Annotated in this window: 19 protein-coding genes, 1 tRNA gene, 1 pseudogene and 1 riboswitch; of the genes and pseudogenes, 12 read left to right on the forward strand and 9 right to left on the reverse strand. The window is 64.3% G+C overall.

Going from position 1 to position 24,316, the window contains the following annotated elements:
* Positions 1–16 precede the first annotated feature (16 nt).
* Positions 17–1,462 carry an FAD/NAD(P)-binding protein gene (locus tag EI171_RS05380; protein WP_161532779.1) on the forward strand — a complete coding sequence of 482 codons (1,446 nt, stop codon included), beginning with the start codon at positions 17–19 and terminating at the stop codon, positions 1,460–1,462.
* A gap of 4 nt (positions 1,463–1,466) precedes the next feature.
* Here EI171_RS05380 and EI171_RS05385 read toward each other — a convergent pair whose 3' ends face one another.
* Positions 1,467–1,676, reverse strand: a complete 210-nt coding sequence (locus tag EI171_RS05385; protein ID WP_028174957.1) for a DUF1674 domain-containing protein — start codon at positions 1,674–1,676, stop codon at positions 1,467–1,469.
* A gap of 189 nt (positions 1,677–1,865) precedes the next feature.
* On the opposite strand from EI171_RS05385, the gene EI171_RS05390 reads away from it, so the two are divergent.
* From EI171_RS05390 to purH, 3 genes are all read left to right on the forward strand, one after another.
* Positions 1,866–3,212, forward strand: a complete 1,347-nt coding sequence (locus tag EI171_RS05390) for an RsmB/NOP family class I SAM-dependent RNA methyltransferase (RefSeq protein WP_028174958.1) — start codon at positions 1,866–1,868, stop codon at positions 3,210–3,212.
* A 159-nt stretch (positions 3,213–3,371) separates the two neighbouring features.
* On the forward strand, positions 3,372–5,090 hold the full coding sequence (locus EI171_RS05395; protein ID WP_028174959.1) for a heparinase II/III family protein: 1,719 nt from the start codon (positions 3,372–3,374) through the stop codon (positions 5,088–5,090).
* 59 nt (positions 5,091–5,149) lie between these two features.
* A riboswitch (ZMP/ZTP riboswitch) is annotated at positions 5,150–5,232 on the forward strand.
* 25 nt (positions 5,233–5,257) lie between these two features.
* Positions 5,258–6,850 (forward strand): bifunctional phosphoribosylaminoimidazolecarboxamide formyltransferase/IMP cyclohydrolase, encoded by a 1,593-nt coding sequence (purH, locus tag EI171_RS05400; RefSeq protein ID WP_161532780.1) that lies wholly within the window; start codon positions 5,258–5,260, stop codon positions 6,848–6,850.
* 128 nt (positions 6,851–6,978) lie between these two features.
* On the opposite strand, the gene EI171_RS05405 is transcribed toward purH, so the two are convergent.
* Positions 6,979–8,364 (reverse strand): MFS transporter, encoded by a 1,386-nt coding sequence (locus EI171_RS05405; protein WP_161532781.1) that lies wholly within the window; start codon positions 8,362–8,364, stop codon positions 6,979–6,981.
* Positions 8,365–8,462: 98 nt separating this feature from the next.
* Here EI171_RS05405 and ggt point away from each other — a divergent pair, with 98 nt between their 5' ends.
* Positions 8,463–10,214: a gamma-glutamyltransferase gene (gene ggt, locus EI171_RS05410; protein WP_161532782.1), complete on the forward strand. Its 1,752-nt coding sequence runs from the start codon at positions 8,463–8,465 to the stop codon at positions 10,212–10,214.
* Between the two features lie 97 nt (positions 10,215–10,311).
* Positions 10,312–11,607, forward strand: coding sequence for an MFS transporter (locus EI171_RS05415; protein ID WP_028174963.1), 1,296 nt, complete (start codon positions 10,312–10,314; stop codon positions 11,605–11,607).
* Between the two features lie 96 nt (positions 11,608–11,703).
* Here the strand turns inward: EI171_RS05415 and EI171_RS05420 are convergent, their stop codons facing one another.
* Positions 11,704–12,369, reverse strand: a complete 666-nt coding sequence (locus EI171_RS05420; RefSeq protein ID WP_060909632.1) for a glutathione S-transferase family protein — start codon at positions 12,367–12,369, stop codon at positions 11,704–11,706.
* A 149-nt stretch (positions 12,370–12,518) separates the two neighbouring features.
* Between EI171_RS05420 and EI171_RS05425 the strand changes: the two genes are divergently transcribed.
* From EI171_RS05425 to panE, 4 genes are all read left to right on the forward strand, one after another.
* Positions 12,519–13,115, forward strand: a complete 597-nt coding sequence (locus EI171_RS05425; protein WP_202633106.1) for a DUF2239 family protein — start codon at positions 12,519–12,521, stop codon at positions 13,113–13,115.
* A 74-nt stretch (positions 13,116–13,189) separates the two neighbouring features.
* Positions 13,190–14,554, forward strand: coding sequence for an MATE family efflux transporter (locus EI171_RS05430; RefSeq protein WP_161532783.1), 1,365 nt, complete (start codon positions 13,190–13,192; stop codon positions 14,552–14,554).
* Between the two features lie 108 nt (positions 14,555–14,662).
* Positions 14,663–15,271: a 2-hydroxychromene-2-carboxylate isomerase gene (locus EI171_RS05435; protein ID WP_028174966.1), complete on the forward strand. Its 609-nt coding sequence runs from the start codon at positions 14,663–14,665 to the stop codon at positions 15,269–15,271.
* 202 nt (positions 15,272–15,473) lie between these two features.
* Positions 15,474–16,397, forward strand: coding sequence for a 2-dehydropantoate 2-reductase (gene panE / locus EI171_RS05440; protein ID WP_161532784.1), 924 nt, complete (start codon positions 15,474–15,476; stop codon positions 16,395–16,397).
* Between the two features lie 186 nt (positions 16,398–16,583).
* Here the strand turns inward: panE and EI171_RS05445 are convergent, their stop codons facing one another.
* The 3 genes from EI171_RS05445 to EI171_RS05455 form a co-directional block, all read right to left on the reverse strand.
* Complete coding sequence (locus tag EI171_RS05445; RefSeq protein WP_028174967.1) at positions 16,584–17,177, reverse strand: cytochrome c; 594 nt, start codon at positions 17,175–17,177, stop codon at positions 16,584–16,586.
* 189 nt (positions 17,178–17,366) lie between these two features.
* Positions 17,367–18,659, reverse strand: coding sequence for a sorbosone dehydrogenase family protein (locus EI171_RS05450; RefSeq protein WP_161532785.1), 1,293 nt, complete (start codon positions 18,657–18,659; stop codon positions 17,367–17,369).
* Positions 18,660–19,039: 380 nt separating this feature from the next.
* A complete protein-coding gene (locus EI171_RS05455) occupies positions 19,040–20,026 on the reverse strand; it encodes an NAD(P)-dependent oxidoreductase (protein WP_161532786.1) in 987 nt (328 codons plus the stop codon).
* Between the two features lie 436 nt (positions 20,027–20,462).
* On the opposite strand from EI171_RS05455, the gene EI171_RS05460 reads away from it, so the two are divergent.
* Complete coding sequence (locus EI171_RS05460; protein ID WP_161532787.1) at positions 20,463–20,828, forward strand: hypothetical protein; 366 nt, start codon at positions 20,463–20,465, stop codon at positions 20,826–20,828.
* Between the two features lie 513 nt (positions 20,829–21,341).
* Here EI171_RS05460 and EI171_RS05465 read toward each other — a convergent pair.
* The 3 genes from EI171_RS05465 to EI171_RS05475 form a co-directional block, all read right to left on the reverse strand.
* Positions 21,342–22,376: a serine/threonine-protein kinase gene (locus EI171_RS05465; protein ID WP_161532788.1), complete on the reverse strand. Its 1,035-nt coding sequence runs from the start codon at positions 22,374–22,376 to the stop codon at positions 21,342–21,344.
* Positions 22,373–22,843 (reverse strand): hypothetical protein, encoded by a 471-nt coding sequence (locus tag EI171_RS05470; protein WP_161532789.1) that lies wholly within the window; start codon positions 22,841–22,843, stop codon positions 22,373–22,375. Before EI171_RS05470 ends, EI171_RS05465 begins: the two co-directional genes overlap by 4 nt.
* Positions 22,844–22,971: 128 nt before the next feature.
* Positions 22,972–23,046 (reverse strand) — tRNA-Gly (locus tag EI171_RS05475).
* A 273-nt stretch (positions 23,047–23,319) separates the two neighbouring features.
* On the opposite strand from EI171_RS05475, the pseudogene trxA reads away from it, so the two are divergent.
* Positions 23,320–24,242 (forward strand): annotated as a pseudogene (gene trxA, locus EI171_RS05480) (thioredoxin).
* Positions 24,243–24,316 lie beyond the last annotated feature (74 nt).

Consider the following 24,316-nt stretch of genomic DNA (forward strand, 5'->3'; position numbering starts at 1 on the left):
ACTGGGGGATTGAGCGATGATCATCAGCATTGTCGGCGGTGGCGCGACCGGCATCACGATCTTGCGTCATCTGGCGGAGCTCGCCGCATCAGGGCGAGACAACGGCGCGATCAGCGGAATTCAACTCTTCGACAAGTCCGGTTTCGATGGCGGCGTTGCCTATCGCACGCAGAGCGACCGCCATCTGCTCAACATGAAAGCGTCGACGATGTCGATCCGTCCGGGCGACGCGCAAGAGTTTCTGCGCTGGCTTCGAGCCCGCGGCCTCTCCTGCCACGGCGACAAGCACCTGCCGCGGATGGTCTATCGGGACTACCTCGACGCCGTGCGACTGGCCGCGATCGCGCAATGCCGCAGCGCCGGTGTGCCCGTTCATGCCGAACAGGCCGAAATTGTCCGCATGCGGCTCTCGCCGGATCGCGATGTCCTGCTGACGACCGACCGCAACATCACGCATATCTCGTCCGTGCTGATCCTCTGTACCGGTCACAACGCGCCCGACGACCATTACGGCCTCGCCGCAATCCCGAACTACATCCGCGACCCCTACGCCCAATTCGCCTTCGCCGATCGCGACGGCGTCGAGGTCGGCATCCTCGGAAGCGGACTCAGCGCGGTCGACACCGCGGCGGCGCTGGCCAAAACCCACCAGTCCGTCAGGATGACCTGCTTCTCCAGAAGCGGCCTGTTTCCGACGGTGCAGCCGGTGACGCTTCCCGCCACCGCAGATGACTTCCGCGACGCCTTGCATCGCTATGTGGCCAGCCGTGAGCGAATCGAAGCGGACGCCTTTGCCGCCCGCCTTTCCGGACTGCTGCTGGAGACCACCGGAATCCGCTGCGATCTGTCTTGCCGCAACGTCGGCGGCGACGCGCTGGCCGATCTCGAGCACAACATCGGGCGAGCCGAGTCCGGCGAGCCCGGCGTCTACTCCTATCTCGTCAGTGTCATCGACGTGATGTGCGATGCCTGGAGCCGGATGCGCGATGTCGAGAAGATGCGCTTCATGGACGTCTACAATTCCGGCTGGCTCCGCAATCGTTCGGCGATGCCGCTGGAGAACGCAATCCGTATCCGCGACCTGATGCGCTCGGGCAGGCTCTCGGCCCGCGCCCGGCTGCGCAACGTGACCGGAATCGGCGGCCGATTTCGCGCGATCCTTGGCGACGGCGATCGTCACGACGTCGATTACGTCATCGACGCGACAGGACCGTCCTACCGGCTGGACTCGAGCCCGCTCTATCAGGACATGCAGCGACAGGGGCTCATCGCGTTCGACGCACTCGGCGGGATTCGCTGCGGCTACGACGACGGCCGTGTCCACGACCGCCACGGCACAGCTCATCCGAACGTGTACGCGGTCGGTGGCCGCGGTCGACATCAACCTGCGCCGCGCCCGGGAGCACCATTATCTCTAGCGGCCGGGACGAGCCTTGCCCGCATCATCGGCCGATCCGGCTGACTGCTCAGAAGTCGGACGCGATGCCCTTGCGCTCCCAATCGCCGTAGCGGGTCGGCTCGGGTCCCTTCGGCCCCTGCAACTCCTTCGGCGTCGCCTTGGCGTCGTCCTCGGCCTGGACCGCCGCAGCCTGTCGGCGCGCCTCGGCCTCGGCCAGCGCGCGCTGGGCTGCCGGCGACAGCGGCTTGCGATCGGAAACGGGTGGCTGGTCACTCATCGCCAGGACTTCTAGCGCAGGACGAGCCGCAATGCGACGTCCAATAACGCATTCCTGAAATCGGGCCCAAAGGGCTGAAAAAGCCGGAAGCGATTCTTACATTTGGCATATTCGCGTGCCAGAGATCGCTTTCTCAAGGCATGCGCCCATATCGGCGGAACTGCCGCTCGCTCAGAACCTTGCTTCCGCATGCCATCTCAACGTTTCGCCCCACCATCCGAAGTGCCTGGTCTCGCGGCGCGGCGGATTGCCGCCGACATCGTCGACGGCGTGCTGCACAAGCACCGCACGCTTGACGACCAGCTCGACGGCAGCGGCGCCCATCCCGGACTGAAGACGCTGGCCGACCGCGACCGCGCGCTGATGCGCCGCCTGGTCGCGACCGTGCTGCGCCGGCTCGGCACGCTCGGCCATGTGCTGTCCCGCCTGCTCGACAAGGGCATTCCCTCCGAAGCACCGCGCGCGCAGAGCGCGCTGCTGATCGGCGCCGCCCAGATCCTCTGGATGGACGTGCCCGATCATGCCGCCGTCGATCTCTCCGTCCGCCTCGTGCAATCCGACCGGCGCGCCGCGCGCTATGCTGGCCTCGTCAACGCCGTGCTGCGCCGCTGTGCGCGCGAGGGCCAGGCGCTGGTCGAGGAAGTCGCTACGCAATCGCTGGACCTGCCGCCATGGCTGCTGGCGCGCTGGCGCGCACATTATGGCGAGGCCGCCGCAAGAGACATGGCGCTGGCGCTCGGCCATGAGCCGTCACTCGATCTGACCGTGAAGTCGGACGCCGAACAATGGGCGAGCCGCCTGCACGGCGAGACGCTGCCGACGGGGACGGTGCGGATGCTGCTGCACGGCTCGGTGACCATGCTGCCCGGCTTCGCCGAGGGACAATGGTGGGTGCAGGATGCCGCCGCCGCATTGCCGGCCCGGCTGTTCGGCGACATTAAGGGCAAGTCCATTGCCGATCTCTGCGCCGCCCCCGGCGGCAAGACCGCGCAACTGGCGCACGCCGGCGCGCATGTCACGGCGATCGACCGCTCGCCCGCCCGGGTCGCACGGCTGCGCGAGAATCTGGCGCGGCTGTCGCTCCAGGCCGAGACCGTCGTCGCTGACGCCGCGGAATGGGCCGGCCCCGCCGAAGGTTTTGACGGTATCCTGATCGACGCGCCCTGCACCTCGACCGGCACGATCCGCCGTCATCCCGACGTGGCCTGGCTGCGACAGGAGTCCGACATCGCCGCCCTGACCGCGCTCCAGCAGCGGCTGCTGCGAAAATCGGTCTCGCTGCTCAAGCCGGGCGGGACGCTCGTCTACTGCACCTGCTCGCTGGAACCCGAAGAGGGCGAACAGGCCATCGCCACGCTGCTGGCCGCAGAGCCTGCGCTTCGCCGCGTCCCGATCGAGGCGTCGGAGGTCTCAGGGCTCTCCGAGATCATCACTGCCGAGGGCGACCTGCGCACCCTGCCCAGCCATCTGCCGAACGCCGATCCCAAGCTCGGCGGGCTCGACGGATTCTTTGCAGCCCGGCTCGTTAAATCCTGATTTTGCACTGGTTTTTGCAACCTCGGCGTTGATTCCCACCGTTCAAGGTGGTGTCAGACGGTCGATTTTGGGATTAATAAGGATTCGTCGGAATCCTCCTCTCCCCCTTCAAGGCAAGGCGTGTCGGTCGCTCAACGCAGACGTATCTCGACGCTGGTGATGAACCGCTTCGCGCGGAACATGCTCGCGCGCGCGAGCGGCGGCTCCGTTGCGCTGTCTCGGGTCTGGCCCGGCCGCACCGACCGCCTGATCATCGCGCCGCATGATCTGCGCACCGCGGACGCGACCCGCGCCGCCGAGATCTATGCCGGCCGCTTCGTCTTCGCCGGCAAGATCGTCAATTGCCACGGCCGCTCGATCTTCGATCTCGAGCCGCCGTCGGAGGATTGGGAGGTTGCGCTGCTCGGCTTCGGCTGGCTGCGCCATCTGCGCGCCGCCGACACCGCGCTGACGCGCGCCAATGCGCGCGCGCTGGTCGAGGACTGGATCGCCAACCCCGCCAACAAGCGCCGCCCCGTCGCGCGGCGCGCCGACGTGCTCGCGCGGCGCGTGATCTCGCTGCTGTCGCAGGCGCCCCTGGTGCTCAACGACACCGACAACAAATTCTACCGCCGCTATCTGCGCGCGCTGGCCCGCGAGATCCGCTTCCTGCGCTACACCATGGTCAACATCCCGGACGGGGTGCCGAAGCTCCAGGTGCTGATCGCGCTGTGCTACACGACACTCTGCCTCGCCAACCAGGCGCGCCATATCCGCAGCGCCTCGAAAAAACTTTCGGACGAGTTGCAGCGGCAGATCCTGCCCGACGGCGGACACATCTCCCGCAATCCGGGCGCGCTGATCGAGCTCCTGATCGACCTCTTGCCGCTGCGGCAGACCTTTGCCGCGCGCAACATCGCGCCGCCGCCGGCGCTGCTCAACGCGATCGACCGCATGATGCCGATGCTGCGCTTCTTCCGGCACGGCGACGGCAATTTCGCGCTGTTCAACGGCATGAGCGCAACGCCCTCGGACCTGCTCGCCACGCTGCTCGCCTATGACGACACCCACGGCGCGCCAATGGCGAACATGCCGCATACCGGCTTCCAGCGCCTCGATGCCGGCCAGACCACGCTGATCATCGACACCGGGCCGCCACCGCCGGCCGGCGTCAGCCACGACGCCCATGCCGGCTGCCTGTCGTTCGAATTGTCCTCCGGCATCAGCCGCATCGTCACCAATTGCGGGATGCCGACCACGGGCCGCGACAATTGGCGGCCGTTCGCGCGCAGCACGGCGGCGCATTCGACGCTGACCTATCACGACACCTCTTCATGCCAGTTCGTGGAGATGTCGGCGATGAAGCGGCTGTTGCATGGCTCGCCCGTCACCAGCGGCCCGGTCGAGGTCGAGAGCTATCGCGAGGTCGTTCAGAACGGCACGCTGCTCACGACGTCGCATGACGGCTATCTCGCCAAATTCGGCGCGATCCATCGCCGCGTCCTGATGATCGCCAATGACGGCGCGCGCATCGACGGCGAGGACACGCTGTCGCCGCCGCAAGGCGGACGTTTCAAGGGTGCGGATGCCGATTTCGCGGTCCGCTTCCATCTGCATCCGGCGGTGAAGGCGAGCCGGCTGTCGGATGCCCGCGGCGTCATGCTGGTGCTGCCGAACCGCGACGTCTGGACCTTCGAGGCGCTCGACGACAAGGTCGATCTCGAGGACAGCGTGTTCCTGGCCGGCAATGACGGCCCGCGCCGCACCGCGCAGATCGTGGTCCGGCAGGATGCCCGCCAGGCGCCCTCGCTCCGCTGGAGCTTTGTCCGCTCCACCGCTTCGCCCGCTGTCACCAATGCCCGCCGCAACGCCCGCCGCGAGCCGGAACTTCCGCTGTAAATGCGCACGATTCGGCCCCATCTCATCGTTGTGAAAACGGCCGAAAGCTGCTATCGAGCGCTCGCTCGCGCGACTGGCGACCTTGGATGGAGCACCATCGGGAAGCGCGGGACTTAAGACGCCGCGCGCCTGGGCATAGACACTCCTTAAGACAGAGGATCTTGCTCATGACTGACCATCCCCGCCGCGTCACCCGTGCCCTGCTTTCCGTCTCCGACAAGACCGGCCTGATCGAATTCGCCAAGGCGCTTGCCGCCCATGACGTCGAACTGGTTTCGACCGGCGGCACCGCCAAGGCGATCGCCGCGGCCGGCCTCAAGGTGAAGGACGTTTCCGAGCTGACCGGCTTCCCCGAGATGATGGACGGCCGCGTCAAGACGCTGCATCCGAAGGTGCATGGCGGCCTGCTCGCGATCCGCGACAACAAGGACCATGCGGATGCGATGAAGGCGCACGGCATCGCGCCGATCGATCTGCTCGTCGTCAATCTCTATCCGTTCGAGGCGACCGTGGACAAAGGCGCGGGCTTCGAGGATTGCATCGAGAACATCGACATCGGCGGCCCCGCGATGATCCGCGCCGCCGCCAAGAACCATGACGACGTCGCCGTGGTGGTCGAGGCCGAGGACTACAAGGCGGTGCTCGACGAGCTCGCCGCCAACAAGGGCGCAACCACGCTGAAGCTGCGCCGGCGGCTTGCCGCGAAGGCCTATGCGCGCACCGCGGCCTACGACGCCGCGATCTCGAACTGGTTCAACCGGCAGCTCAAGATCGACGCACCTGATTTCCGCGCCTTCGGCGGCAAATTGATCCAGTCGCTGCGCTACGGCGAGAACCCGCACCAGACCGCGGCATTCTATGCGACTCCCGACAAGCGCCCGGGCGTCTCGACCGCACGGCAGCTGCAGGGCAAGGAGCTCTCCTACAACAACATCAACGACACCGATGCGGCATACGAGTGCATCGGCGAGTTTGACGCCAAGCGCACCGCGGCCTGCGTCATCGTCAAGCACGCCAATCCCTGCGGCGTCGCTGAGGGCTCCGACCTCGTCAGCGCCTATCGCAAAGCGCTCGCCTGCGATTCGACCTCGGCGTTCGGCGGCATCATCGCGATGAACCGCGCGCTCGACGCCGACACCGCGCGCGAGATCACGAAGATCTTCACCGAGGTGATCATCGCGCCCGACGCCAGCGAGGAAGCGATCGCGATCATCGGCGCGCGCAAGAACCTCCGCCTGCTGCTCGCGGGCAGCCTGCCCGACCCGCGCGCGCCGGGCCTCACCGCCAAGACGGTGGCCGGCGGCCTGCTCGTGCAGAGCCGCGACAACGCCGTGGTCGACGACATGACGTTCAAGGTGGTGACCAAGCGTGCGCCCACGGACGCCGAGATGCGCGACCTCAAGTTCGCGTTCCGGGTGGCCAAGCACGTCAAGTCCAACACCATCATCTACGCCAAGGATCTCGCTACCGTCGGCATCGGCGCGGGCCAGATGAGCCGGGTCGATTCAGCCCGCATCGCGGCGCGCAAGGCGCAGGATGCGGCGGCTGAGCTGAAGCTCGCCGAGCCGCTCACCAAGGGCTCGGTGGTGGCCTCGGATGCGTTCTTCCCGTTCGCCGACGGCATGCTCGCCTGCATCGAGGCCGGCGCTACCGCCGTTGTGCAGCCCGGCGGCTCCATGCGCGACGACGAGGTGATCAAGGCCGCCGACGAGCACGGCATCGCCATGGTGTTCACGGGAACGCGGCATTTCAGGCACTGATTTCGCCGTCATTCCGGGGCGCGCGCAGCGCGAACTCTGGTGCGCAATTGCGCACCTGAGAATCTCGCGCGACAACTTCTGGATTCCGGGTTCATCGCTCCGCGATGCCCCGGAATGACGGCGGGAAGCTACTCCCGCACCCGCATCAACAGCCCCAGTCCCGCGACGAAGAACACCACCAGCACGGCCATGCCGGCCTTCTGGCTGGCCGTCACCGCCGTGATCATGCCGATCAGCAGTGGGCCGATGAAGGACGTCACTTTCCCGGTCAGCGCGAACAGGCCGAAATACTGCGCGATGCGATCCTTTGGCGCGAGGCGGATCAGCAACGTGCGCGAGGCAGCCTGAAGCGGACCGCCGGCGGCGCCGATCAGGCAGCCCAGCACGAGATAGGCGCGTTCGGCCGCGCTCGAGAACAGGGGCGCGCCCGGCTGGGGGGCCGCGACCTTGACGAACAGCACGCTGTCCTTGTCGACCAGAAGGATCGCCGCCACCGACAGCAGCAGAATCAGCATGCTGCCGGCGATGACGCGCTTCGGCCCGAGATGATCGTCCAGCTTGCCGCCGAGCCAGGCGCCGAACGCGCCGGCGATGGCGAGCATGATTCCGAAGGTGCCGATCTGGATCGTGTGCCAGCCGAAGGTGCCGGCGGCGTAGATGCCGCCGAATGCGAACAGCGACACCAGGCCGTCGGTGTAGATCATGTTGGCGAGCAGGAACGCCGCGAGCGATTTCTGCTGCGGCAAACTCCTGATCGATTGCTTCAGCTCCGACAGGCCTTTGCGTAGCGCCTCGCGCACCGGCCGCTTCGCCGGATAGTCCGGCGTGAACAGGAACATCGGGGTCACGAAGATGATGAACCACACCCCGGTCAGCGGTCCGGCGGCGCGATCTCCCTGATGGCTGGCCGGATCGAGCCCGAACAGCGGCGCAAAGCCGAGCAGCGTGCGTCCGGTCTCGGGATTCGCAGCGAGCAAGCCGAGCACGATGATCAGGCTGACGATGCCGCCGATGTAACCCGTAGCCCAGCCGGTGCCGGAGAGCCGGCCGATTCGCTCCGGCGGCACCAGGGTCGGCATCATCGCGTTGTTGAAGAGGGTGGCGAATTCCGCGCCGACGCTGGCGAGCGCGACCGCGGTGAGCAGGGGCGGAATGACTGAGGGATCGCCGGGCTTGCCGATCCACAGCGTGCAGGACGCCAGCACCAGCAGCGTGCCGAACCCCGCGATCCATGGTTTCCTGCGGCCCGAGGCATCCGCGATGGCCCCCAGCACCGGCGACATCAGCGCGATGGCGAGGCCCGCAGCCGCCATCGCAAAGCCCCACAGCGATTGGCCTGTGGCAGCATCTGGCGCGATGCTGGTGGCGAAATAGGGCGCGAACACGAAGGTCGTGATCAGCGTGAAATAAGGCTGCGCAGCCCAGTCGAAAAAGATCCAGCTGATGACAGCGGCGCGCGGCGGATAGGTCCGCAGCACGCCGGCCATGCGCGCATCCGAGGCGATCGTCGTCATCACGCAGTCCTCATCACGAACAGTTTTGCCTGTCTTGGGGCAAACCGTATAGCATAAGCGACGCGTGTGAACTGTCCCGAGGACCCGGCGGAAATTTGATGATGTCGTCATTTTCGACCCGGCGGACGTTTTTCGCCTTCCTGGCCACTCTGGCGCTTTGTCTGGCATCTGCGACCGCGCAGGATGCGCGGCGGGGCTATGTCCCGCCGGCGCTCGACACGGTGCATGCCGTTGCAGCCGAGCACGGCATGGTGGTGGCGCAGGAAAAGATATCGGCGCAGGTCGGCGCCGATATCCTGCGACGCGGCGGCAATGCCGTCGATGCCGCGGTCGCGACCGGCTTTGCGATGGCGGTGACCTATCCGCGCGCCGGCAATATCGGCGGCGGCGGCTTCATGATGATCCATTCCGCCGAGCGCAACGAGGACATCGCGATCGACTATCGCGAGACCGCGCCGGCAGCGACCACGCCGCAAATCTTCCTCGGCCCCGACGGCAAGCCCGACATTGCGAAGTCGCGCGATTCCGCGCTCGGCATCGGCGTGCCCGGAACCGTCGCAGGCCTTGCCCTGGCATTGGAAAAATATGGCTCGGGCCAGTTCACGCTGGCGCAATTGCTCGAGCCCGCGATCGCGCTCGCCCGCGACGGCTTCGTCGTCAGCGACGACATCGCCGACACGCTCCCGGGCTGGCACCGGCGGCTGACACGCTGGCCTTCCGCGGCCAGGATCTTCTCGCGCCCCGATGGCGCGCCGCTCAGTGACGGCGACAGGCTGGTGCAGGGCGACCTTGCCGATACGCTGGCGGCCGTCGCCGCGCAGGGACCACGCGGCTTCTATGAGGGCGCGGTCGCGGACAAACTCGCCAAGGCCGTGTCCGAGGCGGGCGGCATCATGACGCCAGCCGATCTGAAAACCTATCAGGCGGTGATCCGCACGCCGGTGCGCGGCACTTATCGCGGCTACGACATCGTGTCGATGCCGCTGCCTTCCTCCGGCGGCGTGGTGCTGGTGGAGACCCTCAATATCCTCGAAGGCTTTCAGCTTGCCGACCTCAAGCAGGGATCGCCGGCATCGCTGCATCTCCTGATCGAGGCCATGAAGCGTGCCTATGCAGACCGCGCGCGCTATCTCGGCGATCCCGCCTTCGTCAATGCGCCGATCGAGACCCTCACGGCAAAGGACTACGCCGCCAAGCTGCGCGCGGGCATCTCCACCAGCCGCGCCACGCCGTCGAAGCAGCTGGTCTCCGCCGCCGCCTCGCCGCGCGAGGGCAGCAACACCACGCATTTCTCCGTCGTCGACAGCCGCGGCAACGCCGTCAGCAATACATACACGCTGAACTTCAGCTATGGCGTCGGTCTCGTCGCCGAGGGTACCGGCGTGCTGCTCAACAACGAGCTCGACGATTTCACCGCGGCGGTCGGCGCGTCCAACGCCTACGGCCTTGTCGGCTTCGAGGCCAACCTGCCAGGGCCCGGCAAGCGACCGTTGTCGTCGATGTCGCCGACCATCGTGCTGAAAGACGGCAAACCGGTGCTGGTGACGGGTTCGCCCGGCGGCAGCCGGATCATCTCCACCGTGCTCCAGGTGATCGTGAACGTGCTCGATTACAAAATGGATGTGGCCGCCGCCGTTGCCACACCGCGGCTGCACCATCAATGGCTGCCGGACGAGGTGCGCGTCGAGCGCGGCTTTCCCGACGATGTCCTGTTCGAGCTGAAGGCGATGGACCATCCCATCGTCGAGCCGATGGGACAGACTTCCGCCAATTCGATCGCGGTGACACCGAATGGCCCCCTCGGCGCACCCGATCCGCGCACACGCGGCGCAGAGGCGGCAGGGCAGTAACTCGTCCGCCGCATGGCACGGAAGCGGGCGCCGGCTTGCGCCCGCTGCTGCGCGTGCTACCACCGCGCAACTTCAAGAAACTGCCGGGGAAACACACATGACCACAGCCGATCCGAACCAGCGCATCGAACGCGCCGAGATCGAGGACACCAGCCTTCTCGCCTTCTATCGCGACATGAACGCGCCGGAGCGGCGGACGTTCTGGGCCTGCGCGGCGGGCTGGGCGCTCGACGGCATGGACTTCATGATCTATCCGCTGGTGATCGGCACCATCATCGCGCTGTGGAAGGTCGATGCGGCCTCGGCGGGTCTCGCCGGCACCGTGACGCTGCTGGCCTCTGCGATCGGCGGCTGGCTCGGCGGCTACCTCTCCGACCATATCGGACGAGTCAGGACGCTCCAGATCACCATCATCTGGTTCTCGTTCTTCTCGCTGGTCTGTGCCGTCGTGCAGAATTTCGACCAGCTCCTGATTGCACGCGCCGTGCTCGGCCTCGGCTTCGGCGGCGAGTGGGCGGCGGGCGCCGTGCTGATGGGCGAGGCGATCCGGCCGCAATATCGCGGGCGCGCGGTCGGCTCGGTGCAGTCGGGCTGGGCGGTCGGCTGGGGTCTCGCCGTGCTGTCGCAGGCGATCCTGTTCTCGCTTCTGCCGGCCGAGACGGCCTGGCGCTGGATGTTCGTGATCGGCGCGCTGCCGGCGCTCTTGGTGTTCTACATCCGCCGTTCCGTCACCGAGCCGGAGATCGCAGCCGAGGCCCGTGCCAGGCATGCGGAAACGGGCAGTCATCCGAAGCTTTGGGAGATCTTCACCTTCCCGATGGTGAAGACCACGATCCTGGCGTCGCTGATGGCGACGGGTTGCCAGGGCGGCTACTACGCCGTCACCTTCTGGGTACCGCAATTCCTGACCAAGGAGCGGCATCTGTCGATCGTCGGCTCGACCGGATATCTCTCGACGCTGATCATCGGCTCATTCATCGGCTATCTCACCGGCGCCTGGCTCGCCGACCGGATCGGACGGCGCAATCTGTTCCTGATCTTCTCGCTCGGGGCCATGGCCGTGGTGCTGCTCTATACGCAGCTGCCGCTGACCAACGAGATCCTGTGGGTGCTTGGCTTCCCGCTCGGCTTTTTCGCCTCGGGCTATTTCTCGGGGATCGGCGCGTTCCTGACTGAGCTCTATCCGACGCGGCTGCGCGGCTCCGGCCAGGGCTTTTGCTACAATTTCGGCCGCGGCATCGGCGCGCTGTTTCCGTTCCTCGTCGGTGCGCTGTCGGCGACGACGTCGCTTGCGAACGCAATCGCGATGTTTGCGGTGGTAGCCTACGCGCTGTTCTTCATCGCCGCCTTCGCGCTGCCGGAGACGCGCGGTCGCGTGCTGCACGCGGATTAGTGGAAGGCTGTCATTCCGGGGCACGCGAAGCGTGAACCCGGAATCTCGAGATTCCGGGTCTGGTGCTTCGCACCATCCCGGAATGACAGGAACTAACTACCGCCCCACCTGGTACGGCCCGCCTTTTTCCAGCGCTCTGGCGTAGGCCGGCCGCGCATGGATGCGCTCCAGGAACGCCATCGCCCTGGGATGGCCCTGCTCCAGCCCGCCGCGCGCTTGCGCGGCTTCGAGCGGAAAGCTCATCTGGATGTCGGCTGCAGTGAACTCGTTGCCGGCGAACCACTCGCTCTTCGCAAGCTCGCCTTCCCAGTAATCCATGTGCTGCTTGAGCTGCGGATTGACCAGCGCGGTAAGCGCCTGGTTCGAGACCTTGCGCACCAGCGGACGAAGCAGCGCCGGCGCACGCTTCGGCATCAGCGTGAACAGCAGCTTGAGCAGCAGCGGCTGCATCGCCGAGCCTTCCGCATAGTGCAGCCAGTAGGTGAAGCGCAGTCGCTCCGGCGTGTTCGGCGGCGGGATCAGCCGGCCGTTGCCGTAGGTGGCGATGAGATATTCGATGATCGCGCCTGACTCGGCGATGGTGTTGCCGTTGTCGGTGATGACGGGCGACTTGCCGAGCGGATGGATCGCGCGCAGCTCCTTCGGCGCGCGCATGTCGGGCTGGCGCTGATAGCGCACGATCTCGTAGGGCACGCCCAACTCCTCGAGCAGCCACAGCACGCGCTGCGAGCGGGAATTGTTGAGGTGATGGACGGTCAGCATCGGCGGGATCCCCAGGCTAGGCGTGGTCTGTTCGCCGCGTACGTGCCAGCCCGGGAACGCAATGTCGAGCCATCCGGACGGATATTTTAACCCGGGTATATTGACGCCGATAATTTACCCGGGTATTAAATGATCAACGTCATCGGGATATGGCAATGATTTCAATGCAGAGGACATTCACGGCCTTCCAGGGCCAGCGTCGCCTGGCGTCCGGGTCGGCCGGAGAGGTCGCACTTGTCGTCAAGCGGATCGTGCCCCCGCCGGACGAGCCCGTCATCATCTTCGAGGACGCTACGGGCCGATCGATCGACTTCGATCTGCGCGGCGGCGATCGCGAGGTGCTGGCGCGGGTGGCGAAGCTTGTCCCGCCTCCGGTTGAGGAGACCGCACCACCGAGCGAGCCGCGCGGGCGCGGCCGGCCGAAACTCGGCGTGGTCGCGCGCGAGGTAACGCTGCTGCCGCGGCACTGGGAATGGCTCAACGCGCAAGCAGGCGGCGCCTCGGTCGCGCTGCGGAAACTCGTCGACGAGGCACGGCGTGCCAGTGGCGACAAGGACCGAGAGCGGCAGGCGCGCGATGCGGCCTATCACTTCATGTCGACCATGGCGGGCAACCTGCCGCAGTTCGAGGAAGCTTCGCGGGCGCTGTTCGCGGATGACCGGCGGCGCTTCACCGGGCTGATCGCCGACTGGCCGACCGACATCCGCGACCACATCGTCAAGCTCGCCTACAGCGACCGCGCGTAGACGCGCGGCGCTTTCCCTCAACCCTATCGACGGCCCAAGCCGCGCCTCGCGCGGCAACGGTTTCGCACGCCCTGATGAAAGGCAAATCCATGTCCGCCGTCACGCCGCTCTGGACAACATTCCTCCGCTTCCTCGCGCCCTTGATGCTGAGCAACGCGCTGCAATCGCTGTTCGGCACGGTCAGCAACGTCTATCTCGGCCAGATGATCGGCGTCGACGCGCTCGCGGCGGTCTCGGCGTTCTTTCCGGTGATGTTCTTTCTGTTCGCCTTCGTCATGGGCTTGAGCACCGGCGCCACGGTGCTGATCGGCCACGCGTTTGGCGCCGGTGAACATGGCCGGATCAAAATCGTTGTTGGCACGACGCTCGCGGTCGGCCTGCTGCTCTCGATCTCGATTGCACTGGTCGGCGGGCTGTTCAGCCGGCCATTGATGATGGCGCTCGCCACGCCCGCGGACATCCTCGACCAGGCCTCCGCTTATGCGCGCGTCATGCTGCTCACGATGCCGCTCGGCTTCGTCTTCCTGCTGATGACGGCGATGATCCGCGGTGTCGGCGATGGGCTCACGCCTCTGCTGGCGCTGGCGTTGTCGACCGCGATCGGCCTGATCCTGACGCCAATGCTGATCCGCGGCGCGTTCGGATTGCCGGCGGCCGGCATCACCAGCCCGGCATGGGCGGCCGCGATCGCCAACGTTCTGACACTGATCGTGCTGGCCCTCTATTTGCTGCGGAAGAAACATGCGCTTGCCCCCGATGCCGCGCTGCTGCGTCATCTGCGGCTCAACGGCGCGGTGCTCGGCAAGATCCTCGGCATCGGATTGCCGAGCGCGATCGGCATGGTGGTGATGGCGGTCGCCGAGCTGGTGCTGCTCGGCCTCGTCAACGGCTTTGGCTCCGACGCCACCGCAGCCTATGGAGCCGTCAACCAGGTGATGGGCTATACGCAGTTCACGGCGATGTCGATCTCGATCGCGGTCTCGATCCTCGGCGCGCAGGCCGTCGGCGGCGACGACAGGGGCCGGCTCGACGGCATCGTTCGCACAGGCCTCGCGTTCAACCTCGTCCTGACCGGCGGCCTCGTGGCGTTGATCTATCTCGCGCCACGCGCCGTGCTCGGCATCTTCATCACCGATGGCGACGTGCTCGATCTGGCGAAGGAGTTGCTCACCATCGCCTTGTGGAGCTCGGTGCCGTTCGGCCTGGCAACGGTGTTTTCCGGCGCCATGCGCGCCGCCGGCGTGGCGCTGACGCCGATGCTGCTTTCGATCTTCGCGATTCTCGCGATCGAGCTGCCGGCCGCGGTCATCCTGAGCCGCACGATTGGCCTGAAGGGCGTATGGGCCGCCTATCCGATCGTGTTCTGCGCCATGTTCGTTTTGCAGATGGGCTATTACCTCCTGGTGTGGCGCAAGCGGACGATCCGGCGTCTGATCTGACCCGGATCATCAAGGTATTATGACCATCATTAAACGGTGGACCTGTGGCGCGCGCTGCGCCAGAATGGACGAAAAGCCAGATCAAAAGTCAGGTCAGGGAGAACGATTTTGACCCGCACAGCCCCGCAATTCCTGTTCGATTTCGGCAGCCCGAACGCCTATCTCAGCCATCTGGCGATCCCGGCGATCGAGCAGCGCATCGGCGTCAAATTCGAGTATGTGCCGATCCTGCTCGGCGGCATCTTCAAGTCGACCAACAACAAGTCGCCGGCCGAGACGCTCGCCGGCGTCAAGAACAAGCGTGAATTCCAGGCGGTCGAGACCGAGCGCTTCATCAAGCGCTTCAAGGTTCAGCCCTATGTCTGGAATCCGCACTTCCCCGTCAACACGCTGAACCTGATGCGCGCCGCGATCGCGGCGCAGCTCGAGGGTGTGTTCGAGAAATACGTCGAGGCCGCCTTCCACCACATGTGGCGCGAGCCGAAGAAGATGGACGACCCGGAAATCGCGGCGAAGGCGCTGGCATCCTCCGGCCTCGATGCGCAAAAGCTGTTCGCCCGCGCCCAGGAGCCCGAGGTCAAGGGCAAGCTGATCAAGAACACCGAAGAGGCGGTCGCGCGCGGCGCGTTCGGCTCGCCGACCTTTTTCGTGGGCAACGAGATGTTTTTTGGCAAGGAGCAGCTGCGCGAGGTCGAGGAGATGGTATCGGGAAAGTGATTCCCTCATCGCGCGGAAAGCTAGCAATCTCCCCGACGTCGTCCTGGCGAAAGCCAGGACCCATAGCCGCCAAAGGTTATTGATGTGACGAGCTGGGGCTCCAACTTGTCCGACAACATGCAGTCGGGGTAATGGGTCCTGGCTCCCGTGCGCAATTGCGCACTAGGCCAGGACGACAGCAAGAAGAAAAAAGGACAATCCCATGCGCATCCTCGTGGTCGGCGCCGGCGCCATCGGCGGCTATTTTGGTGGCAGGCTGTTGCAGGCCGGCCGCGACGTCACCTTCCTGGTCCGGCCGCGGCGCGCCGGCGAGCTTGCGAGCGCCGGCCTCGTCATCAAGAGCCCGAACGGCGACGTGAGGCTGAAGGCTCCACCGACGGTCGAGGCCGACAAGCTGAAGGACAAGTTCGACGTCGTGCTCCTGAGCTGCAAGGCGTTCGATCTCGACGATGCCATCAAGTCGTTCGCGGCGGCGGTCGGGCCTGATACGGCGATCATTCCGATGCTGAATGGCATGAAGCATCTCGATACGTTGGATGCCAGGTTCGGCAAGGAGCGCGTGCTCGGCGGGCTCTGCGCCATCGCAGCGACCTTGAGCGAGAAGCGCGAGGTGGTGCAGCTCCAGCCGATGCAGGCGATCAGCTACGGCGAGCGCGACGGCAAGCTGTCCGACCGGGTCCAGGCGATCGACGAAGCCTTCAAGAGCGGCATCGTTGGGGCCACCGCCAGCCAGAACATCATGCAGGACATGTGGGAGAAGTGGGTGTTCCTCTCCTCGCTCGCGGCCTCCACCAGCCTGATGCGCGCCTCCGTCGGCAACATCCTCGCCGCCCCCGGCGGCAGGGATTTCCTGCTCGGCATACTCGATGAGACCAGTGAGATTGCCACCGCGTCAGGCTATCCGCCAGGCGGCCCGTTCTTCGAGCGGGTGAAGGGCAACCTCACCACCGAGGGCTCGCCGATGACCGCCTCGATGTTCCGCGACATCAAGGCCGGCCTGCCGGTCGAGGCCGATCACGTCATCGGCGATCTCATCGCACGCGGCGATGCCGCCAAGGTGCCGCTGCCGAAGCTGCGCATCGCCTATACGCATTTGAAGGCGTATGAGAAGCAGCGGGCGGGGTAGCGACCAGCCACACTCGGTGTCGTCCCGGACAAGCGTAAGCGCAGATCCGGGATCCATAACCACGAGAATACATCGTACGCGACGTCGTCACTCCGAGTCCCCGTGACCACATCTTCCTGTGGTTATGGATCCCGGATCTGCGCGCGCTTGGGGCGCGCTTGTCCGGGATGACGGCGGAGTGTGGAGTTACTGCAAATGCGCCAGATAATGCGCGACCGCCGTAATCTCTTCTTCGCTCATCGCGTAGGCGACATCGGCCATCGCGGCGACGCCGCCGCCGACGCGCTGGCCGGCCTTGTAGTCGTGCAGCGCCTTCACGAGATATTCCTCGCGCTGGCCGGCGAGGCGCGCGACGGCCTTGGTGCCCGCGTAAGTGTCCGTGTGGCATGAGGCACAGCGGCGACCGGCCGCGACTTGTGTGCCTTTCTTCGACAGATCGGGATCCTGGTCTTCCGGCCCCTTCGGCGGCGCGAGCTGCGAGAAGTAAGCCCCTAGATTGCGGATGTCCTCGTTGTTGATCTCTTCGACGATCGGCTGCATCTGCTCGTTCTTGCGCGAGCCGGCGCGGAAGAACACTAGCTGCCATTGCAGGAATTGATCGGGCTGGCCCGCGAGCGAGGGGATGTTCTCGGTCTGCGAGATACCGTTCTCGCCGTGACAGCCGGCGCAGACCTCAGCCTTGGCCTTGCCGGCGGCAGTATCGGCGGCATCGGCCGGGCAGAAGCCCAGCGTGACAAGCGCAATCGCGCTGATTGCGTGCGAGATGAACTGCCGGCGCATGATGGGGATTCCGATCTATCGAAATTGTCATTCCGGGGCGTGCGAAGCACGAGCCCGGAATCCATAACCACCAGTCGTGGTTATGGGTTCCGGACTTGCGCGCAAGGGCGCGCAATCCGGAACGACGGTCATTCACGAAAAAGGCTGCGGCCGCCTCATGCCCACCGCAGCCTTTGATTCGCCCGCGCGCTACTTCTTGCTGTAGCTGATGCGATAGATCGCGCCGGCCCAGTCGTCGGCGACGAGGATCGAACCGTCCTTGGCGAGGATGATGTCGTTGGGACGGCCGAGATAACCCTGGTCACCCTCGATCCAGCCGGAGGCGAACACCTCCTGCTTGGCGTTCTTGCCGTCGGGTCCGACGATCACGCGCATGATGCGGCCGCCCTGGTACTTGTGACGATTCCAGGAGCCATGCTCGGCGATCAAAATGTTGTTCTTGTACTCGGCGGGGAATTGATCGCCGGTGTAGAACTTCATGCCGAGCGGAGCGACGTGCGCACCGAGATTCAGCACGGGCGGCGTGAACTCGGAGCACTTGTGACCCATCGCGAACTTCGGATCGGGCAGGTCACCCTGGTGGCAATAGGGATAGCCGAAATGCTCGCCCATCTTCGAGATCATGTTCAGCTTGTCGCTGGGCAGATCGTCGCTGATCCAGTCGCGGGCGTTCTCGGTGAACCAGTACTTGCCGGTACGCGGATCGACGTCGCCGCCGACCGAGTTGCGAACGCCGAGCGCATAGATCTCGGCGTTGCCGGTCTTGGGATCGACGCGGCGGATCTGCGAGACGCTGGTCGGGGGAACGCCGACGTTGAAGGGCGGTCCGAACGGCAGGTAGAACCAGCCTTCCTTGTCGACTGCGATGTACTTCCAGCCATGCGCGGCATAGGAAGGCATGTCGTCATAGACGACCTTGCCGTCGCCGAGCTTGTCCAGATTGGCTTCCGCGTTGTCGTAGCGGATCAGCTTGTCCACCGCGATGACGTACAGCGCGCCGTCCTTGAAGGCGAGACCGGTGGGCATGTTCAGCCCCTTCAGGATGGTCTTGACCTCTTTCTTGCCGTTGTTGTCCTTGATGGCATAGACGTTGCCGAGGCCGAACGAGCCGACGAACAGCGTGCCCTTGTCACCCCAGGCCATCTGCCGCGCGGCGAGAACGCCGGGTGCATAGACCTCGATCTTGAAGCCCGCCGGCAGCTTGATCTTCTTCATCATCGCCGCGAGCTCGGCCTCCGACGCACCGGTCGGTGGACCCGACGGCGGCGCGAGGCCCTTCTGCGCCTCGGTCTCGTCGCCCAGGAACCAGTCATCCGGCGGATGGGTCCAGAACTCCTTGGTGCCGGATTCGTATTTCTTCAGCGGCTTGTTCTTGTCCTGCTGTTGCGCATTGCCGGCGCTGGTCCCCGCGAGAAGCGCAACCGCTGCAAGCGCCAGGACGGATTGAAAGACGGATTGAAAGACGGATTGATGGAATTTCATCGCGTCACTCCCCTAAGGCAGCCGTCAGGGCTGCACGTTATTTTGTTTTGCTAGTCGAGAGGCGAAGTTTGGAGCCTGTCGAGGCGACAGACGCAAAAAGGTTAGCACATCTGCGAGCGGTGAGAAGCGCGCCGCGTGCACTGCGGTTGCGCTCAATAAAAATTGAGACGGAATCTCTCCGAAGGCGAACGCGGCAGCGAAAACGATCTCGCTGCAACGCGGCATCGACGTGGCGCGTGGCTGATTTTCAGGCAGCGGGAGAGGCGGCCGCACAAAAACGCGAAAACAACCCCATGCACAGTAGACCGGCAAAGACCATGTTGCGCCCGGTGGCGCCGGACAGACGTCTGACGCGTCGAGCAAAACAGCAACTTCGGCGCTTACGAGGCAACCGGGTAAGGTCCGTCGTCGAACGCCACGTCATGATAGCCTTTCGACCCGATCTCGCGCGCCAGCGCGCTGCGAAAATCCTGTCCCGCGCGGAGGCTGTGCAGCACATGCGCGAAGTCGAATTCCGGCCGCCACCCCAGCTCGTGCCGCGCACGATCGTTGACGTAGACGCGATCGATCTGCGGAAACAGGCGCCAGCCGTTCGCCGCATAGAGCTGCGCGCAATCCGGATAGAGCTCGCGGACGACGCCGGCCGCGTCGCGCGCCAGCGCCGCGAGATGGTGCGGCTCGAACGGGCTCGTGGCCGACACGATGTAGCGGGCGAAGCCGAGGTCGGGCGCGCGGGCGACGGCGAGCAGATGGGCGCTCACCGCGTCCGCTATATCCAGCCGGCGATAGAGCAGCTCGTTGGCCTGCGTGTTGTCTAGCGCATAGGCCAACCGCATCGAAGGATCGTCATCGTCCTCTGGAAAGAAACGCGAGGTCCTCAAGACGACGACCGGCAGGCCGCGCTCGCGAAAGAACAGCTCGCACAAATTCTCCGCCATCAGCTTGGTCGTGCCGTAGATGTTCTTCGGCACCGGCGACAGGTCCTCGGTGACCCACACCGCGGCCTGTCCGGCCTCGGGGCGGAGCTGCGAGCCGAACGCGCTGGTGGTGCTGGTGAAGACGAAGCTGCGCACACCGGCGCTTGCCGCCGCCTCGAGCAGATTAAGCGTGCCTGTCACGTTGGTGTCGACGAAATCCCGCCTGCTGTGGGTCGCCACATGCGGCTTGTGCAGCGTCGCGGTGTGGATCACGGCGGTGACGCCGTCCATCTGACGCCGCACGAAGTCCGGATCGACGATCGAGCCGACGGCATCGGTGAAGGGCGATGGCTTCAGGTCGACCCCGCGCACAGCGGACCCGCGCCCGCGGAGCGTGCGGAGGATGGCCTCCCCGAGATGGCCGGCGCTGCCGGTGACCAGAATTGTCATCCGAAACCTAATCCAACCGCCTGAATCGTTGGACGCCTTGTTGCATGTTTGCGTTGGACGTTTTTTGCCTCATTTGTGGAACCTGATAGGCCACGTGACGGTTGAACGACGATGCTGTTCGGGGGGTCTCTATGTGGACGGAGCAGGACGACACCGAGCCCGATCATGGGTCTTGGGAATTCACTGTGACAGAAGCGCTTGCCGAGGAAAAGAAGCGCAATCCCGTTCAGTTGCCTCCGGACATCCTGCCTGACTGGTCGGAGGGCGTTCCGACGCTCATACGGTGGACGGGTTGGACTGAGCGATTTTGGAAAGACAACGTCCGATACGAGCCCCGATCCGTCACGAGCACAATTGAATATGACTGGTGCCCGCCGCAAAACATGGGTGAACTTGCGAGCCGGTACAGTCGCCTTCCGAGTACGTCTCACTGGGAATGGAGCGGCGTGTACGTCTATTCGTCGAGGGCCAGGGTATCGATCGGCTGCTGGCACAAGACCCCACAGGCACGCTTTACATCGGTATGGCAGGCGATGGGTCGGGGCAGTGGTCAATCATGCGCAACCGGATCATGGGCCTCGCCAAGCGCCGAAATCATCATGTGGCCGATCGATGGTTCTTTAACGAGAAGCTTGAGCGCCGCTTCCCTTGGAAAACCTTGATGATCCAGTGGGCTTTCACTAAGCGGCGTACCAACTACAAAGGCGAAGAAACCTCCGGCGCGCGTGGTGCGGAAAGCGTACTGCTAAGCACTTACCGGGATTCATTTGGAGAGTTTCCCCCAATGAACGAGAAGGCCTAACCACTTCGACTTCAGTGTCGCTACCTGAAAGGACGAGCGAACCGGCATTTCGCCAAACCGCTCCTGCGATCACTGTGACCAGTTTCCATAGTTACATCGCGAAGCGCGCGCCCGATCGCGTCCTTGAGATGGTCAGCGCAGCAGTTGACTAGAATTGTCATGCGAGACCGAAGCCAGCCACCGCCGGAACTGGCGCGCCGCTCGACGGAAACAAAAGCTTAACGAGTTGTTAATTCAGAATGACGAGGATTGACATTCGAACATCGTTCCCTATATGTTCCATCGAATCATCCTCTGGTAGGGATTTCTCCCATGTTTCAACTTCCACGCTGTAGAAGCTGCGGAAGATCCTGGAGACCAAGGCTGGGTGTTGTCGCAAAAAATTCTTACTGTTCACGTTGCCGCGACGAACGAAGAAGACTTGCAATTCAAGCCTTCGAACTTCGTCCTTTGCGTAAGAGCGACTTTGACGGTCCTTACCTATTGCCGCGCAAACTGCGTAAGGTCGAGAATTCAGCCTAGCTTCGTCGCAAACAACGCGGACAATTGTTTTTCAGCCGTTCCGTGATCGAGACCGGTCCCAGATCCAAAGTTCCGACGATTACCATTCCCGAGAGGTTCGCTTCGTGCGCTCCAAGCGAACCTCTTCGGCGCAATCTCATTTAGCTCCACAAAGTAGCGTCGGCCCTTCGCGTCGTGCGTCCAAGTTATGTTGCCGGGAACTACAACACACTCCCAAGGAGGCGTCGTCTTTAGCTTTGAATATGCTCGTAAGAGCTCAGCTCCGGTTTGATACCGCGCTTTGGTATCGTCATTCATCATTGTTCGGATCACAGTCCTCCAAGCTTGGGGAATGTGCGGGAGCCAAGGAAGAGACTTCGCGAAGCCTCCCTTGCCAACAACGTGCCGGGGCGGTGGCAACCTTGAATACCACTCGGCCCCATGAAGCAGACGGTACATGGTCATTCCGAGTGCCCAAATGTCTGTCTTGACGCTTGTCGGGCCCCCATTGAGAACCTCAGGCGCCAAATGGTCGCTATAACCTGCCGCAGATGCGTAGCCACCCACGATATTGTCGGACACCAGCCCGAAGTCGCCCAACTGAGCTATGTCCCTTTTGCCCAAGAGTATGTTGCCAGGTTTGATGTCACGATGGATCATTCCGCGCGAATGGAGAGCGACCAATCCCATTGTCACTTGGGTGATATATCGACGAACATCGGAAAGTGTCATCGGCCCCTGGTCGAAGAGGGCCTGAAGAGAGCCGCCCGGGCATTTCTCCATAACGATCAAAACAGCATCACTGCTCTCATCTTCCAACAGCGAATGAACTTTAACGACGTTGGCATGTTCCGCCTCGCTAAGCCTACGTCCCTCAGCAAGATGCCCCTCTCGTCGAACCAGCCATTCCGCGTCTGATTCACCGGTCAGTCGTGCAAGACGTTTGACGGCGACCTCATCATGAACATCGTCAGTGCCGGCGAACACCTCGCCAAAGTGACCGCCGCCCAGCTTGCGGCCAAGTTTCAAATTCGATCGCAGCGTCATTTCTTTTTTCGCGCCGCGAGAATGATCATAGCGGCTTCGCGGCTCCCGACTCGAAGATTCACGCCCGCGCATTCCTTCTTCCAAAACGCGCTATCTGACAGATACTCGTCAACTTTGCGTTCCCCGAAAGTCTTGCTGATGATCGCCTTTGATTGCAGTTTCACCTCGGTGGCGCGCCGAAGTGCGCATAAAACGACTCCTCGCAGCTCTGCAGATTCGAGGTGAGCCTTCTTCGTGCCCCCCAAGCTGACCGCACTTTCCTTTACAACTGCACGGTCAATTCCATTTTCCGTGGCGTAATCTGTGACTTGCTGAGCCATCACCACATAGGCATCAGCGCGGTCCCCTGATTGGAGAGGCCACGATTGATCCGACTGAATTGTGATTGGCCCGGTGTCGGGCACCTCGGCATCCACGGCGGTAACTAGGTCGCCCGAAACCACCACCCCCAACCAGCGCGCCGTCATGCCACCTCCCAGCAATTGCGATTACAAACCGCAATATTCTCAACGCGCTGAGTCTGCAACCAGGAGTTGGCGGGAAGGACTTGGCCGGATGTCTGGTGAAAAGCCACAGCTCCCGATCTGGGAAAAATTGGAGCGGGCGAAGGGGCTCGAACCCTCGACCCCGACCTTGGCAAGGTCGTGCTCTACCACTGAGCTACACCCGCATCCTGTGTCGGTCGCGTGACGCGCCGGCAACGGCTGTCGTATGCCAAAAGCGGGAGGGGAATGCAACAGCTACCGGCGGCATAGATTGGTATCTTCGGGCCTATATGGACCCCGAAATTGGCCAAATCGACCGAAAATGCCCCGGAACCGGCGAATCGGCCGCGACGGATTGAAATTCGGCCGCCCCGGCCCAATTTAGGAGCCGACAACGAAGCATATGCATTGGCGACGTGCTAAAGCCCGCCATTCCAGACATGAGACGAGGGAATCCCGTGACGATCATCGACCAGGGTAACGGAGCGGCGGGCCCGGCTGCGGCCGATCTGATCAAGGACACCACCACCCAGACCTTCGTGAAGGACGTCATCGAGGAATCGAAGCGCCAGCCGGTGCTGATCGACTTCTGGGCGGAGTGGTGCGGCCCCTGCAAGCAGCTCACCCCCGTGCTGGAAAAGGCGGTCAAGGCGGCCAAGGGCAAGGTCAAGCTGGTCAAGATGAACATCGACCAGCACCCGGCGATCCCGGGCCAGATGGGCATCCAGTCGATCCCGGCCGTGATCGCCTTCGTCAACGGCCAGCCGGCCGACGGCTTCATGGGCGCGGTGCCGGAGAGCCAGCTCAACGCCTTCATCGAAAAGCTGACCAAGGGCGTGACGGCGCCGGGCGAGCCCAATATCGCCGAGATCCTGCAAGAGGCCGAGGCGGTGCTCGCCGAGGGCGACGCCGCCGCCGCGGCGCAGATCTATGCCGAGGTGCTCTCGCACGATTCGACCAACATCGCGGCGCTCGCGGGCCTCGCCAAGTGCTACACGTCTCGGGCGCGATGGAGCAGGCCAAGCAGACGCTGGCCATGGTGCCGGAATCCAAGCGCAACGACCCCGCCGTGAAGGCCGTGCAGACCGCGATCGATCTCGCCGAGCAGGCGGAGCAGCTGGGGCCGGTGGCGGAGCTGGAACAGAAAGTCGCCGCAAATCCACTCGATCATCAGGCGCGCTTCGATCTCGCGACCGCCCTCAACGCGCAGGGCAACCGGGCAGCCGCGACCGAGCAGCTGCTCGCGATCATCAAGCGCGACCGCAAATGGAACGACGACGGCGCCCGCAGGCAGCTCGTGCAGTTCTTCGAGGCCTGGGGCGGCACGGATGATGCAACCGTCGAGGGGCGCAAGCGCCTGTCGACCATCCTCTTTTCGTAGGCGCGCGGCTATTTTTGGAGCATGATCTTGTCGGAAAACCGCTTCGCAATTTGCGCCAACGCGGCCCTCCGGCT

Origin of the sequence: Bradyrhizobium sp. LCT2 (assembly GCF_009931255.1) — a bacterium.
GTDB lineage: Bacteria > Pseudomonadota > Alphaproteobacteria > Rhizobiales > Xanthobacteraceae > Bradyrhizobium > Bradyrhizobium diazoefficiens.